The 16,490-nt window shown below is 45.5% G+C and carries 12 protein-coding genes; 7 read left to right on the plus strand and 5 right to left on the minus strand.

Features of this window, described 5'->3' with window-relative positions:
- Positions 1-54 precede the first annotated feature (54 nt).
- The 6 genes from ACED36_RS14795 (at position 55) to kch (ending at position 8,182) form a co-directional block, all read left to right on the plus strand.
- A complete protein-coding gene (locus ACED36_RS14795) occupies positions 55-1,428 on the plus strand; it encodes a glycoside-pentoside-hexuronide (GPH):cation symporter (RefSeq protein WP_016958801.1) in 1,374 nt (457 codons plus the stop codon).
- A gap of 73 nt (positions 1,429-1,501) precedes the next feature.
- On the plus strand, positions 1,502-2,803 hold the full coding sequence (locus ACED36_RS14800) for an OprD family outer membrane porin (protein ID WP_016958802.1): 1,302 nt from the start codon (positions 1,502-1,504) through the stop codon (positions 2,801-2,803).
- Between the two features lie 141 nt (positions 2,804-2,944).
- Positions 2,945-4,771: a beta-glucuronidase gene (gene uidA, locus ACED36_RS14805; protein WP_016958803.1), complete on the plus strand. Its 1,827-nt coding sequence runs from the start codon at positions 2,945-2,947 to the stop codon at positions 4,769-4,771.
- Positions 4,772-5,082: 311 nt separating this feature from the next.
- The gene (locus tag ACED36_RS14810; protein WP_371733486.1) at positions 5,083-5,598 is read left to right on the plus strand and encodes a YgjV family protein; all 516 of its coding nucleotides are present in this window, start codon (positions 5,083-5,085) and stop codon (positions 5,596-5,598) included.
- Between the two features lie 263 nt (positions 5,599-5,861).
- Positions 5,862-6,623, plus strand: coding sequence for an FCD domain-containing protein (locus ACED36_RS14815; protein WP_016958805.1), 762 nt, complete (start codon positions 5,862-5,864; stop codon positions 6,621-6,623).
- 278 nt (positions 6,624-6,901) lie between these two features.
- Positions 6,902-8,182, plus strand: coding sequence for a voltage-gated potassium channel protein (gene kch / locus ACED36_RS14820; protein WP_371733487.1), 1,281 nt, complete (start codon positions 6,902-6,904; stop codon positions 8,180-8,182).
- 29 nt (positions 8,183-8,211) lie between these two features.
- Here the strand turns inward: kch and ACED36_RS14825 are convergent, their stop codons facing one another.
- The 5 genes from ACED36_RS14825 to ACED36_RS14845 all read right to left on the minus strand — a co-directional run bounded on the left by ACED36_RS14825 (position 8,212) and on the right by ACED36_RS14845 (position 14,636).
- Complete coding sequence (locus tag ACED36_RS14825; RefSeq protein ID WP_371733488.1) at positions 8,212-9,099, minus strand: DMT family transporter; 888 nt, start codon at positions 9,097-9,099, stop codon at positions 8,212-8,214.
- Positions 9,096-10,415 (minus strand): APC family permease, encoded by a 1,320-nt coding sequence (locus ACED36_RS14830; protein ID WP_016958808.1) that lies wholly within the window; start codon positions 10,413-10,415, stop codon positions 9,096-9,098. Before ACED36_RS14830 ends, ACED36_RS14825 begins: the two co-directional genes overlap by 4 nt.
- Positions 10,416-10,610: 195 nt before the next feature.
- Positions 10,611-11,342: a two-component system response regulator BtsR gene (btsR, locus tag ACED36_RS14835; RefSeq protein ID WP_016958809.1), complete on the minus strand. Its 732-nt coding sequence runs from the start codon at positions 11,340-11,342 to the stop codon at positions 10,611-10,613.
- A 5-nt stretch (positions 11,343-11,347) separates the two neighbouring features.
- Positions 11,348-13,033 carry a sensor histidine kinase gene (locus tag ACED36_RS14840; protein ID WP_016958810.1) on the minus strand — a complete coding sequence of 562 codons (1,686 nt, stop codon included), beginning with the start codon at positions 13,031-13,033 and terminating at the stop codon, positions 11,348-11,350.
- A gap of 118 nt (positions 13,034-13,151) precedes the next feature.
- The gene (locus tag ACED36_RS14845; RefSeq protein WP_016958811.1) at positions 13,152-14,636 is read right to left on the minus strand and encodes a carbon starvation protein A; all 1,485 of its coding nucleotides are present in this window, start codon (positions 14,634-14,636) and stop codon (positions 13,152-13,154) included.
- A 305-nt stretch (positions 14,637-14,941) separates the two neighbouring features.
- Here ACED36_RS14845 and ACED36_RS14850 point away from each other — a divergent pair.
- Positions 14,942-16,490, plus strand: a 1,549-nt coding sequence (locus ACED36_RS14850) for a cadherin repeat domain-containing protein (RefSeq protein WP_371733489.1), incomplete at its 3' end; no start/stop codon positions are given.

The raw sequence follows: 16,490 nt of genomic DNA on the forward strand, positions 1-16,490 counted from the left end.
GTGGTCAAAATGTCTTGGCCACCTAGTCAAATCCAATAGCATGGAATAATAATAATGAAGATGTTAACGCTACGAAACAAAGTGGGTTACATGTTTGGTGATATAGGCAATAATATGTCATTCGCTATGTCATCAACATTCTTGCTCGCATTTTATGTTGATGTAATTGGAATATCTGCAGCTGCAGTAGGTACGCTTTTTTTATTGGCTAGAGTTTGGGATGGGATTAATGACCCTATGATGGGTACGCTTGCTGAGTTTCGGTATGCGAAACTTAACAATCCAACAGCGGACAAATTTAGGCCGTTTATTAAATGGGGTTCATTTACTTTAGCGGCCTCTGCAATATTGATGTTCATCGTTCCAGAATCATTGTCAGAAGGGCAGAAACTAGCGTGGGTTTACCTAACGTATATTACCTGGGGAATGTGCTACACGATATGTAATATAAGTTACGGCTCGCTTGCAAGTTCAATGACTCAAGATGCAGCTGAACAAGCTAGTTTGTCAACATTCAGAACATTAGGCGCTATTGTCGGGTCAACAATGGTTAAATTTGTTGTTCCTATTATGTTAACCCTGTTTGCTGACGATATAGGAAAAGGTTATTTGTTCGCGATGGTTGCACTCGGTTTATTTGGGATTACATGTCACATGATTGCCGTGTTCTCTACTAAAGAAAATATTAAACCTGAACCAGCGCCGATGACACCACTTACACAACAGTTAAAATCCCTAGCATCAAACCGTCCCTTAATTGCAGTGAGTCTGGCTGGCCTTTGTTGTTTAACTGCACTTTATGGTGTCGGTGCTACGCTGATTTTTTGGATTAAGAGTAACATGGATAACGCACTCGAGATTCTTGCATACACAGGTATTATCGACCTAGGTGCAATGATTGTGATTCTTCTTGTTACGCCAAAGCTAACCGCCCGTTTTGGGGTGAGAAATATCATCATGCTTTGTTCATTGATGACATTAATACTATGTACGGTGGGTTATTTCTTCGTGGAAACCCCAATGCAATACCTTGCTTTCTACACATCTGAAAAACTCTTCAGTATGTTTACTGTCGCGATTATGTGGTGTCTGGTATCCGACTGTATTGAATACAATCAATATAAAAGTGGCAAACGTGAAGCCGGTGTAATATACGCGTCGTATTCCCTTTCTCGTAAAGTGGCTGGCGCTTTAGCGGGTGCGTTAGCAGGTGTCGGTATTGGTGTTATTGGCTATGACCCATCGCTTGCGACTCAGACTATTGAAACGCAAAATGGATTGCATGCAATGATCTTCTTGCTTCCAGCTGTTGCATCAATTGCAATGTTCTTAATCTTCAAGTTTATGTGGAATATCACACCTGAAAAACGTGAAAAAATGGTTTTACACAACCAAGCAATGATGAAGCTTGGTGCCGAAGTTAAATAATAAAAAACGTAACACCGATGATGTCGTTACTTATAAAAACTTAAAACCATAATTAAAATCTAAAGGATATTCCATGAGAAATAATAAATTCAATTTGGGGTTATTAGTATCTGCTATTACCTTATCGTTATCTGGTGGTGTCACTGCATCTGAAGTTGTTTCAGGTGCCACTTCCGACGAATTTAAACAAGATTTGCGTCTTCGCTTGCGAAATGAACTACGCATGGCTGATCGCCCTAGTGCGTGTGGTAGCGAACCGGATGCTCAAGACTGTAAATACGGAAATGTAGAAGCCTGGGTACAGGGTGCAATGGTTGATTATGAAACATCTAACTTCAGTAAATGGTTCGATGTGGAAGCTTATTCATATTCAATTCATAAATTAATGGACGTGGGTGACAACGCAACGTCACGTGCATACCTTGATGCAAATGATGAGTCATTTAGTTTTCTTGGTGGTTCAGTCAACCTAAAGCCTATCGACGGACTAGAAATCAAGTTGGGTCGTTGGGGGACAGATTACGCTTATGGCTCTATGGATCATATCGTTCCACTATTGGAGTATTCATCAGTTCGTACAATGCCATCGATGAAAGAAGGTGGGTTAGTTCATTATGAAGCAACCGATACGCTTGATTTTTATGGTGCGGTGACGACAAAAACAGCGGGTGGTTTTGATACCGCATGGAAAGATGACGCAATCAACGGGAAACATACGCCACGGTATCATGCTGGCGTAGTTTTCGATGCGCCAATGTACGCCGCATCATTTGGTGCACGCTATCAAGAAGATGACGCTTATCAATTACAAACGAACTTTGATTATGCATTTATTACGGATAATGAATTTTTTGTGAAATTCGATGGTCGTATTTTCTACGGTCAAACTATCGGCTACACGAAAGAAAATCAGTTAAATAATGTAGAAAATACGTATGTCGCATCGACGCAAATAACCGTTGCTAAAGGTAAGGCGTTTGGTGTTGCCAGCTTTGGTCAAGTCGGCGACAAACTCACAGGATCCTCAATCGATACCGATATTGTGTTCCCATTCGATATGTCAATAGCGCGAAACGGACATAATACTACGTCGTGGCAAGTTGGTGGCGGTTACAATTTTAATGAAAACTGGTCTTCCGGATTATTCTTAGTAAAAACTGATGGTGATTTGGATTCATATGAAGAAACAGTGGTAGACGGGATTGGAGCGAATTTAACCATTTCACACAAATTTACTTCAGGTCAACTTAAAGGATTGAAATCTTCACTGGTTCTTAACAAGGCCGAAGAAGACCAATTTGGCGAAAAAGAAGGAAAGCTGGACTACTACGATATTAAATTCGCTGCTCAGTACGATTTCAATTTCTTTCAGTAGTTTCATTTTGATACCTGTTTGAACGCTTTGTAATCATTAATAGTTGCAATTAATTATTTTATTAATAATGGTGATTACGGTCACTGAATAGATTTTAAAATAAGCTATTTTAATTAAAAATATTAAATAAAAGGAATAAAAATGTCTGTATTCATGTACCCGCTAGATAACGAAAAACGTCGTGTAATTTCACTTGATGGTATTTGGAAATTTAAGTTTGATACTCAAGGTGTAGGTCGTAACGAAAATTGGAAAGACGGTCTTACCGACACAATCGAAATGGTTGTACCAAGCTCATACAACGACATCTTCACGGAAGCGGCAAAACGAGATTTCTGTGGTGATGTTTGGTATCAAACAGACTTTTATATTCCTTCTGAATTCGAAGTGCTGGATACAATGATTCGCTTTGGCTCAGCGACACATCGCGCAACAGTTTTCGTAAATGGTGTTGAACTAGTGTCACATGAGGGTGGTTTCACGCCTTTCGGTGGCAACCTTAATGATGTTGCTAAATTCGGACAGAAAAACACAGTTGTCGTCGTTGTTAACAACGAGCTATCTAAGGTCACTATCCCTGTTGGCTCCGTGAAGACTCATGATAACGGCGTGAAAGAATGCACTCCTGCATTCGACTTCTTTAACTATGCGGGTATTCATTCATCAGTTCGCTTGGTCGCGGTGCCTAAGACGCGTGTTAATGACATCACTGTAGTGACAGATTTCGAAGGATCGACAGGCAAAGTTGAGTATAAAATTGAGTCAGCGCTAAATGCAGGCCAAGAGGTTAACGTTTCTCTGCTTAACGCCGAAGGAGAAGTTGTCGCAACGGGTAACGGTATTGATGGAACGTTAACCATTGAAAACGTCATTCTTTGGCAGCCACGCAAAGGGTATTTATACGACCTAGTGGCGACGATCGTTGAAGGTGATGATCTTGTCGATATTTACACTCTACCTGTTGGTGTTCGTACTGTGAAAGTTCAAGGAACTCAGTTCTTAATCAACAACGAGCCGTTTTACTTCAAAGGTTTTGGTCACCACATCGACGCGCACACCATTGGTCGTGGTCACAGCGATATTATGAACCTACGCGATCTTGAGTGTTTAGATTGGATTCACGCTAACTCTTTGCGTACATCGCATTACCCTTACCCAGAAGAGTTCATGCAACTTGCTGACCGCCGTGGTTTGGTCATCATCGATGAAGTTTCACACGTTGGTGCTTGGAACATGACAGATGTTTCTCAAGCGGGTATGGGGGGGTCTAATACAGTCCCTGTTAAGCACTTCGATCGTGAAGATGTTCAAACTGTAGGCATGGTTAATCACAAAGATGCCATCACTAAGCTAATCGCGCGTGATAAGAACCACCCTTGTGTTGTTATGTGGTCGCTATCGAACGAGCCTGATTCATCTCAAGAATCATCTGAAGCTTACTTTAAAGAAATATTTGCGTTTGCTCGTGATGGTCTAGATGTACAAGACCGCCCAATGACAATGGTTAACTTCATGCTGGCTGCTTATGGCAACTGCAAAGCCTCTCAGTTCGCTGATGTTGTGTGTCTAAACCGTTATTACGGTTGGTATGTGACTAACGGTGCTGACCTACCAAATGCTGGCGACCAATTCGCAAAAGAGCTTGCTGGCTGGGCGACTGAAGGTAAACCAATCATCATCACTGAATTTGGTGCAGACACAGTTTCAGGCTTCCATGCCCTGCCATCAACTATGTTCACTGAAGAGTATTATAACGAGTACTTAGATCAGAACTTTGCGGCATTTGATAGCTGTGACGCAGTAGTTGGAGAGCACTGCTGGAACATGCATGACTTCAACACTGGCCAAGGCATTATTCGTGTTAACGGCAATAAGAAGGGTGCATTCACCCGTGACCGTCAGCCGAAGATGGCAGCACACCATTTGCGTGCACGTTGGGCGGAAGTTAAAGACTTTAGCCAAAAATAGTTAATTGTCCTTAGATTAGAAAGCGGTCATCTGACCGCTTTTTATATGGAGTATCAATAAGCATTGACTTACGTTGTTATTTTTGAATTGAAATAGCAATCATGCGGATAGAAAGCACACTCTCATTGCTGAAAACTAGATTTTTGCTTAACAAATCTCATCAATTCAGATCTGATAAGCAAGGTGGTGAGTACGAACTGCATTTCTCAGTTAGAACATAAACAGAGCTTTTAGCCTTCTCTTTTCGATGCAATATTAATCTCTCCTTTCTTTTTGTCTTTTTGTCTTTTGTCTTTTCTTGGGATATTAATGTGAACGAATTATTTTCACCCTCTCAGATTCTTGGTTATTTGGCATTATCTACCGCGATAATAGCGATGCTACAAACAAATGATATTAAGTTGAAAGTTTGGATGACCATCGGTTATATATTGTTGGCATCTCATTACGTCATGCTACAGTCACTTGTTACTGCATGTACGCTCACTATAGGGGCTGTAAGGAACGTTGTTTCTATTAGGTATAATTCTTTTTGGGTCGCGTTAATATTTGCAGCTTTCTATTTAGTTGTGGGTATTCTTGTGATGTCAAAGCCGATTGATTTACTTGCAGTGATTGGCGCCGTTATCAATACAATTGCGATCATTACTCTCAAAGGGATTAAAATGCGCCTCGTATTGATTTTTTCATGTTTCTTCGGAATTTCAAATGCGGTAGTCATCGGCTCAATAGGTGGTGCAGTGCTTGAATGCATTCTGTTGCTTTTAGGTTTAATTACAGTATATCGAATGATTAAATCGGAGCGCTTAGCGTCATTACTTAGCTAAAGGTTGATTTAGACTAAATGGCTAGCAACAAAAAAAGCACTTCATGCTTTACTTGCGAAAGCTCAAATCATCTAGTGTTGGGTAAGTCTATCTACGAACCGAATGAATTGGTTGAAAGCATTAAAGTGGTGGTGTGGCGTTTTATGACGATTAAGTCCAATAAAAACAATGAATTAATTTCGCATCATGAATTTAGGTTGACCAATTTATATTGGTCGCTATGATGGGACAAGAAAGCAAACGGACATAGAAATACTATCGTTATGAAATCTTTTGAACCAAAAAGACCCTATCAAGAGATAGGTCTAATACTAAGAAACGAGCTTAGCGATGGCCAATATAAGGTCGGTGATAGGTTGCCTCCTGAGCGTGATATTGCAGAACGTCTCGATGTCAGTCGCACTGTAGTGCGTGAAGCTATCATCATGTTAGAGCTAGAAAACTTAGTTGAAGTTAAGAAAGGCTCTGGCGTGTATATCCTGAATATTCCAAGTGTTTCTAACTTGCGTGATAATGCGGTAAGTGATGAAGCGGGTCCGTTTGAAATGCTACAAGCTCGTCAATTGCTGGAAAGTAATATTGCCGAGTTCGCCGCCACCCAAGTCACTCCCGGTGATATTGTAAAGATGCGTTCTGCGCTTGAGTTAGAGCGTCGTGAATTGTCCAGTGGTGTCACGGGTTATGGTGGCGATGAAGATTTCCATATGTCTATAGCCGCTGCGACGCAAAACTCAGTACTTGTTGATATGCTGAAGCAGTCTTGGGATCGACGTGAGCAAAGCCCAATGTGGAAAAAACTGCATTCACGAATATCGACGCAAGACTATCGAGGGGAATGGCTAGACGACCATGCACGGATTCTTGCAGCCATGCAGAGAAAAGATCCCATCGCTGCAAAGAGTGCTATGTGGCAACACCTTGAAAACGTAAAACAAAGGCTGATTGAACTGTCGGATATTGATGATCCTAACTTTGATGGCTATCTGTTTAGCTCCAACCCCGTCGTGATTATGGGTGGGGAGTAACACTATATCACTACCCAAAACAGTGAATAATGAAGCCGTGCAAACATCTTAATCTTTTCGATGTTTTCGCGGCTTCTTTGTTTTTGGCTGTAAAACGACAGTGTTTTCTGTTCGCCCTTCTTACCTCTCCTTCCTATTTGTTATTCAATGCGTAGATGCTTCGATTTCGGCTTATCGAGACATTTGTGGATAGTTGCGTCATGCCCTAGGAATGAAGCACATTCACGTCGGTCTAGCCGTCTATACTGCGTGGGTTATCAACGCATTGAGGGAAAAGTTTGAGCATACTTCGGCAGTTTTGGCGTCGCTTGGTCTCAGTGTGGGTCTATATTCGACATATTCTCGTGGCGATGGTGGTTTTTGCTAACGGCGCATTTATCTTCTTGTCGGTTTGGGGACAGTCTGCTGACGTTCTCAATGTGTTTAATATTAAGACCTTCACTGGTATTAACTGGGTAGATGTCGCCAACGGGCCGTGGTTCTTGTTGGGGATCTTCTTGATGCTCAATGCTATCGGACTGCTCTATCGAGCCCGCATTGCATGGGCGGTAAGTATTATTTTGCTGACGATAGCCTTGGTGTTCACTTTGCACTTTTTCCCTCATCTTAAATTGCATCTTTATTGGTCGGGTAGCGCGCTGTTTTTGTTGTTGGCGCTCAGCCGTGATTTCCATCGTTCAAGTGCGACAGCAGGCGGGATTGCCGCTCTCATTAGTTTCATTGTTCTACTGTTCTACTCCACGTACGGCGCATTGTATTTTGGCGGCGGTTTTCACCCGCCAATCCACGATTTGATGACGGCATTTTATTTCTCCATGGTCACCATGACCACGGTGGGGTATGGCGACATCATTCCAATGTCAGAAAGTGCTCGGTTGTTTACTGTCTCTGTCATCATCGCCGGTATCACGGTATTTGCTACTTCATTGACCACGGTGTTTGGCCCGCTGATCTGGGGCGGATTGAACAAGCTTGTAAAAGGAACTCCCAAGAAAATGAACAGAAAAAATCACTACATTGTTTGTGGCGTTTCTGTGCTGGCGAGCAGCACAATTTTGCAGCTGAAACAGCGTGGCTTGGATGTCACCGTGTTGACCTCGGAAGACGAAGACAAATTCCCGATGATTGAGCAAAAAATAGGGGTGAAGCTGGATATTCTCTCGGGAGATTGCACCGATAATACTTTGCTGAAAACCGCAGGTATTGGGCAATGTCATGCCATATTGGCGCTGACTGATGATGATGCGACAAACGCATTTATTGTCTTGTCGGTGAAGGAACTAAACCCCGATGTTCGCACCGTCGTCGCGGTGAATGACGCGAAGAACATGAGCAAGGTGAAGCAGGTAAAAGCGGATGTATTGTTATCACCTCAGCTATTTGGCAGTGAAATATTGGCGAGTATTTTGTCTGGTGAAACGATCGATAATGAAATGCTGCTCAACATGTTACTTCGTTCAGGGCAGGGCTTGGTCAAAAATGACGTATCGAGTGACTCTGACGCCGGTGACAAACCCGATAGTCGCAACGCTGGCAGTGAAACCGACAAGAAAGCTTAACGTCCATTTCTTTAACACGTAAAGCCAATCTAAGTGTGTTTTCGCTGACTTATGATCGTATGACCAGCCAGCGTCACAACAATGATCCCCGCACCGAGCGCGACGGCAGGCGCGGGTGTTTCGCCAATAATGAGCCAGACGAGTAATGGACCAAACAGCACTTCGAGCAGCAATATTAAGCTCGCTTCTGCGGCAGGAAGATAGCGTGGCCCGATGTTGATTAACAGAAACGAACAAGGCAGAACCACGCCGCATAGCAGCACAATGTAGAGGTCTTTAATCGGTGGCAGCGAGAAGGGCTTTGCGCCGGCGAGCAAGGCAACCACTGCGGTGAATATCCCTGAGTAAATCAAGAATACGGTGGCATAGCGGGCGTGTGTTTTACGCAGCATGATCAGATACACCGACATTGAAATCGCTGTCACCATTGCCAATGAATCCCCTTCCAACTCAGCGGGGTTGGGCTGATAGCCAAACACTAGCCATATCCCTCCCACGGAAATAAGTATCGCAATCATGGTTGAGCGACTCAGCTTTTCTCCGAGAAAGAAAAACCCCAGTACAGCAGTGATCAAAGGTGCCGTATTCGTGATCACCAGTGTGCTGGTGACTTCCGTATGATCGAGTGAAAATACAAAACAAATGGTGGACGCGGAGAAAAGGACGGCTGTGAGTAAGGTGCTGATTTTGGGATGAAACAAATGCTCGTCCAATACTTGTCGATCCATTTTCCATTGCACCAAGAAAAACACCACCGCAGGTAGCAGGCCTCGCCAGAAAATCAGTGTCCATTCATCACTGTCAATCAGGCGCACTAACAGGCTGTCAAAGCTTAAAATCATGACCCCAAGCAGTGTGAACAAGCGCCCTCTGGCTTCACCTTGGAATCGACTGAAGGTATTGGAAATTAAATTCATTGTTGCTCACTGTTTGCATTGTCAGGTTGTTGGTTGTCGATATCAGGTGTGCGCCAGCCAATCAGGAGGCTGAAGAGCGCAGCGGCAGCCAATGTAAGACATTCTAACCAGAGCTTTTCAACAATCATTTCGCCGATAAAGGTGACAAATATCGCCGTCATGAAAACAAACCCCATGGAGATAATTAACGGGTTGGCATGGCAATCTTTTCGTCTGCGCCAACAAACGATAAAAACAGCGATATAGCAGGCCAGAAACGTTGCACTGGCGACGTTGGCAATGGAAGACAAATCGAAGAAATTGGTGAGCACAATGACAATGGCGATAAGGCTGTAAAAGCCTCGGGTTCCGCCAGCAAAAGACTGGATACGAAATATCTGTGGCAAGATCCCGCTACTCCCCATTTGCTTAGAGACATTGAGCATGGAGAAAATGTTCGCGACGATAGAAGAAGCGGTAGCAAACAAAGCCGCGAGCGAAACTAAAATGAAGCCCCAATTACCCAAAATCGGCTCCGCAGCTTGTGCCACCGCGGTGTCGGTATATTTCACTAAATCTTCCGGCGCCACATTGCCGAGTACCACCAACGCAAGCACCACATACAGCACCATCACGACGCTAACAGCGATCATGAATGCTCGTGGCATGGTTTTTTCTGGCTTGGTGACATCCGCGGCTGCGGTGGCCATCATGCCAAACCCTGAATAGGCAAAGAACGCGAGCCCAATACTTGAAAACATTAACGAGGCTGGCACATCGTTGTGCACTTCAAGCATGGCGGGCTTCAGGGTAACGGCGCCAACGCCGATAAAGAGAGCGAGGATCGTCAACTTGATCGCCACAAGGAACATTTCAATGCGTCCTACCGCTTTAGATCCCATAAGATTAACGATGGTGAGGAGGATCATAATTCCAGTGGCGTAGAGGTTAACCCAGTCGCTGTGATCTGGCTGATGAACAACACGTGCAGCATAAGCGCCGAAGGCTTTCGCAACGAGTGCGAGGGTGAGCACAAGTGTGATGAGGTACAAACAGGCTAATGCGCGCTCTATTCTTGGTGAGCCCATTCCTAAGGCGAAAAAATCTGTCACTCCACCACGGGATGGGAATTTAGCACTGAGCCTTGCGTAAGAATATCCGGAGAAAAGCGCTGCGATGCCTGCTAACACAAAGACAATCCACGTGTCTCCACGCACATTAACAGCAATTTGACCGAGCAGTGCGAATACCCCCGCGCCAACCATAGAGCCAATGCCCAACGCGACAACGCCCCATAGACTGATGTGACGGTGGTGCGAAACGGTGGGGTCTGTCATCGAAGCTCCCTACAGTTGGCGAGTGATACCAATTGGAATAAAAAAATACAAAGTAACTAGCACGATAGTTCACCGGAATAGGTGGCGTTGCCGCGTATGTGTGACAAAAGGAAGGAATTTGTTGGCGTAGAAAAGTAGCTCGAAGAGAAAGGATTGCGGATTCCGCCCACTATTGCCGTGGGCGGAACAACAGGGTCAGTTTCCTGTTAAGCCTATCGCCTCTTTGAGTACTTTGAGGTAACGGCGGCTTATCGGGATAGTGAAATCGCTGATAGTCACCACTTCCGCCAGTCCGTTTTCCAGCAGCTTAATTTCGCGAATATGCTGAACATTGACCAAATACTGGCGATGACAACGCAGCAGCGGCGTTTTCTCTTCCAGTGTTTTTAACGTCAATTGGGTACTCGCGGTTTGGGTGGACGAACGCACATGTACGCCACTGAGATCGGAATACACGCTCTCCACTTGATGGGTCGGGAGCAGCACGATACGGTTGTGCCCAACGCAAGGAATTTGCGCCAGAGACTCGCTGGCAATCGCGGCGACATTTTGCTGAAGCGTATCCTTTTGTGCATTTCGCACCAGCTTTTGCACGGTTTTGGTTAACCGTTGAGGTTCGACGGGTTTAAGCAAATAATCAAACGCGTTGTCTTCAAATGCTTGAATCGCATATTGATCGTAAGCGGTGACAAAAACCACGTAAGGCATGTTGTCAGGGTCGAGCATAGAAAGCAGATCTAGCCCTGTGACTTGCGGCATTTGAATATCCACGAACACCACATCGGGGCGCAGTTCATTGATTTTTTTCAGCCCAATAATGGCATTTGGCGCTTCCCCAACCACGGTAATATCCCCGGATTCATTGAGAAGATCAGCCAGTTCTTCACGGGCGAATTGTTCGTCGTCAATAACGAGTGCGGCTAACATCCTACTTATGCACCTTTCTTCATTTCAGCGGCCGGGATAATAAACGTCATTCGGGTAAATTGGTTGTGTTCGCTGTCTATTTTTAGCTGTGAATCACGCCCAAATTGGTTTTCTAGCCTTTTCGTGACAATTTCCAATCCCAAACCTTGATGATTGTTGGCGGGAGGCTGATAACAACCCGCATTATCTTCCACGGTGATCGCATGGCCTTGAGGCACTGCTTGGCTGTAGACCATAACATTGCCCCCTTCTAACAGAGTCGAAATACCGTGCTTGATGGCATTTTCAACCAGAGGTTGCAAAGTGAAACTGGGGATCTGAATATCAAGCAGGGCGTCATCAATCGAGATGTCGACATGGAGCCTGTCAGTGAAGCGCGCTTTCTCGATGCTGAGGTAAGCGTTAACGTGCTCCAGCTCTTCACGCAAAGAAACGGTGTTGATGTTCTGCTTAAGGTTACTTCGGAAAAACTGTGACAGATTTTGGATCAGCTCTCGTGCTTTGTTGGGATCACGACGGACAACCGCGCTAATGGTATTGAGCGCATTAAACAAAAAATGCGGATTCACTTGGGCTTGCAGCAGCTTGATTTCAGCCTGCGTTAACAACGACTTTTGCTGCAAGTAACCACTAAACAGAATTTGGCTGGAAAGCAGTTGGGCAATGCCTTCTGCCATCGACATATTGATGGTAGAAAACAGCTTATGTTTGCGCTCATAAAGCTTAATTGTGCCGACCACATCATCGCCTGAGCGCAGCGGAATGATCAGGGCAGAGCCCAGTTTACAGTCAGGCGACAGGGTGCACTGATAAGGATGTTCTGCACCATCCAGATAAATGATGGTGTCCTTGCTCATGGCATCCAGTGTGCTTTGTGATGAGATCTTCGTTTCTGGCAGATGGTGGTCATCACCAATGCCTACAAACGCGAGGATCTTTTCTTTGTCGCTGATAGCCACTGCACCAACTTGTGTTTCTTCGTAAATGATACGAGCAATTTTTGTCGCACTTTCATTGTTAAAGCCGCTGTGCAAAATGCCCACGCAACGTTTTGCGATGGTGAGTGCGCGTCGTGAAAAGGTGGCGGAGTATTTTTCGAAGATGGTTTTGCGGTCTTGAAGAATGCTCATGAACAAGGCTGCACCCACCGAATTGGCAATGATCATCGGTGCGGCAATAGCGGAAACCAGCGTATAGGCTTGATCGAATGGCTTGGCGACAATCAACAGAATCGTCATTTGCACGATTTCGGCAACGAAAGTGATGCCCAACACCACGGCGGGATTAAACAATTGGCTGACGCGGCGACGCTTCACCAAGTACACATGCAATAGGCCACCAATTAAACCCTCTGCCGTCGTCGAAATAGCACAGGCGAGGTCGGTAAATCCGCCAAGGGTATAACGGTGAATGCCACCGGTCAGACCAACGAAAAAGCCCACCACAGGTCCGCCAAATAAGCCGCCCATCACCGCACCGATCGCGCGTGTGTTGGCAATGGCATCATTGATCTGTAAACCAAAATACGTGCCGAGAATACAAAAGCCAGAAAAGAGAACGTAACAAATAAGACGATGGCTTAAGCGAGAAGAAATGTTGAGCAAAGGCAAAATGATCGGCGTTTTGCTGAGCATATAAGCCAGCACCAAATACACACACATTTGCTGCAAGAGCGAAAGAACCAGTTCCATGGTGAGCCTTCTTATTTTGGTTTGTCTGTATTGTACTCAGGCTTGGCTTGCAAACAACAAGAGCCTGACAATGCAGGCTCTTGATTTAACGTTATTTCGACAGTTCTGTTTAACCGCTTTACGCTGTTTTGGTGACGACGTCGGTCTCTTCTTCGTCAGCTAAGTCAATGTCACCTTTACCTTTCGATTTCTTAATCACATAGCCCGTCACGAACAAGGTAAACACGATGCCTGCGGTCGTGGAGATGTTCATTGGTAAACCAAAGCCCAGTGCGTTGTTGTTGAGAATGAAAGTCGCACACACGGTGGTCATGAACATGGCTGGCACAGTCGCAATCCAATGCAGTTTGTTATGGCGAAGCAAGTAAGCAGAAGCTGTCCAAAGCATCATTACTGCTGTGGTTTGGTTAGCAAAGCCGAAGTAGCGCCAGATAATCCCAAAATCCACTTGTGTTAGCACGCCACCAAGCACAAACAGAGGCAGCGCCATCAGCAGACGATTACGCAGTGTTTTCTGTTCCATGTTGAAGTATTCAGCCAAAATCAAGCGGCTAGAGCGGAACGCCGTGTCACCAGAAGTGATTGGCAAAATAACCACACCCAAGAAGGCCAGGATACCGCCAAACACGCCCAGCAGACCAAACGATGCACCGTAGACAACATTGCCCGGGCCACCATTTGCTACCGCGTCTTGCAGTGATTCAAGTGAACCGAAGAAAGACAGGGCAATCGCACACCAAATCAGCGCGATGATGCCTTCACCAATCATTGCCCCGTAGAACACAAAGCGGCCGTTCTTTTCATTTTCCATGCAGCGTGCCATCAGCGGTGACTGGGTAGCATGGAAGCCAGAGATAGCGCCACAGGCGATGGTGATAAATAGCGCAGGCCAAAGCGGCATGTCATTCGGATTTAAGTTGGAGAACATGTCTTTGACTTCAAAGCCGCCCATCACAGTGTGTTCGTCCGACAGGCCAATCGCCGTCATCAAGCCCACAGACATGAAAATCAGCAGCGCACCAAAGAACGGATAGAAGCGACCGATGATTTTATCAACCGGCACAATCGTCGCAATGATGTAGTAAGCGAAGATGATGACAACCATGGTGGTCATGCTAACGGTCAGGCTAGTTTGGTCGTTGATGAGGTTTGTAATCATCCCCGCAGGCGCTGAAACAAAGACCACACCGACCAAAAGCAAAAGAACAATGGCAAAAATGTTCATAAAATGTTTTGCGCCATTGCCCAAGTAGCGGCCTGTGATGGTAGGAACAGACGCGCCACCATTACGAACAGAAAGCATGCCTGAGAAATAATCGTGTACCGCACCTGCGAAGACACAACCTACCACAATCCACAACATGGCCGCGGGGCCATAAAGCGCACCCATGATAGGGCCGAAGATTGGGCCAACACCTGCAATGTTCAGCAATTGAACAAGGTAAACCTTAGGGGTAGACATAGGAACAAAGTCGACGCCATCGGTTTTTGTGTGCGCTGGGGTTTTACGGTGTTCATTGATACCAAACACTTTTTCAACAAACGCGCCGTAAATGAAGTAGCCACCGATTAACGCGGCGACGCAGGTGAGAAACCAAATCATTGCAATCATCCTTATTGAATTAATTCACGCTGCCAACAATACGGCCACATGTGCAATCGTGCATCGGATGAATGGTTAAGTGGTGTTATGGCGTGCTCAGTGGTCAATAGAAGCAGTGAGTGGTTTTTCTTTTTTGCAGAAACATCGCCGAATCGCTATGTCATCGTTAGATCCCTGCCGGTCAAATTGACAATATTCTCAATAGTGAATCCAGTGTGCTATTTTTAATGTTGTCAGTATGTATTTTAAGCGCAATTGCGCCTGCTAATTAGCGATACGCTGAGTTGTAGTTAGGAGATGAAAGTATGTTTGCAGTTTCCCCCGAAGGTGAACTTCGTGTTGTGAGTGGACGCGATTTTGGAAACGTCGGAGATGTGGTGGTTGCTTTTCATGATGGCAACATGCTTGCTTCGAACATGAGCAGCAATGATATACAGTCGGGCAGTCTAGCAACCGTATTTGTCCTTGAAGAGTCTGGCCCATCCCCCATTTTAACTTCCCCTGCTGAAGAAGCCTTTGATGCGATAGGTTCAACATTTGGTTTTAAAAATGTCGATGAGATGATGGCTAAAACGTCTCCGAGTTCAGGCGAAAATAGTGAACAAATTTCGCCAGACGGGTCGACACGATTTCCTCTTTCCATCATCGAGGGCTGTTTAGAGCGGGGCATGTGGGCATCAGAAATGGCCGGCTTTGACACTTCAGGTAGCGGCGGGCTTTCAGCTGCGCAACTTGCCTTGTTAGAAGGAATGGCCCCGCTGTCCGAAGTGATGGATGAGGACAGCGGCGAAAATACAGTGAGTGAAAACGCCCAAATTGGAGATGAAGTTGGCATTACAGTGGCCAAGGAGTTTGCCGATGGGCACGGCGATGTCATTTTTACGCTGGTGGATGATGCAGGTGGATTGTTTGCGATTGATCCTGACACTGGCGTTGTCACCGTTGCGGGAAATTTGGATTACGAAACTGCCACTGGCTACACCATAGAAGTGGCAGCCACTTCAGAAGATAACCAAGTCACCACCAAAACCTTCACGATTAATATCACCGACAGTTCACCGGAAGAAGGGGACACGGATAATGCCCTCTCTTCCATCAGTGCAGCCGATGGTGGTCAAGGCAGCATTTTCGAGAGCGCAACCAACGGCGACTCCACCGGTTTGTTTGTATCAGCAACCGATGAAGATGGCGATATCGTTACTTACACGCTGACTGATAACGCAAATGGCGCATTTGCCATTGATGGTGAAACCGGTGAGGTTACGGTTGTTGATAGCTCACTGCTTGATTACGAAACCGCGCAATCACAAACCATCGAAGTGACGGCCACATCGACAGATGGCAGCACATCAACGCAGACATTCACCATTGCCCTCACTGATGACAACACGGAATTTAGTATTTCTTCCGTGTCAGACTCGGATACGGCAGCGAACATTCTTTCTGAAAGTTCAGTGATTGGCACATCGGTTGGGATAACGTTCTCAGCAACCGATGGCGATGGTTCAGATACCATTAGCTATGCATTGTCTGACGATGCTGGAGGCTTGTTTACTGTTGATCCGGAGACAGGTGAAGTGACGGTCGCTGGTGCGTTGGATTATGAAACCGCGACGAATCACAACATTACGGTAATCGCGACGTCCACGGATGGCACGACTTCAAGCCAAACCTTTAATATTGCGCTTACGGATGATACGTCGGAGTTTTCTGCAACCGCGATTACCGAGACAGACGCAGCCGCAGATACTGTCTCTGAAAGTGCAGCAATCGGTGACAGCGTGGGGGTGACCTTCAATTCGGTCGATGGTGATGGTACCGATAGCATCACGTTTACCCTAACTGATAATGCAG

The organism is Enterovibrio sp. FF113 (assembly GCF_041439165.1).
GTDB lineage: Bacteria > Pseudomonadota > Gammaproteobacteria > Enterobacterales > Vibrionaceae > Enterovibrio > Enterovibrio norvegicus_A.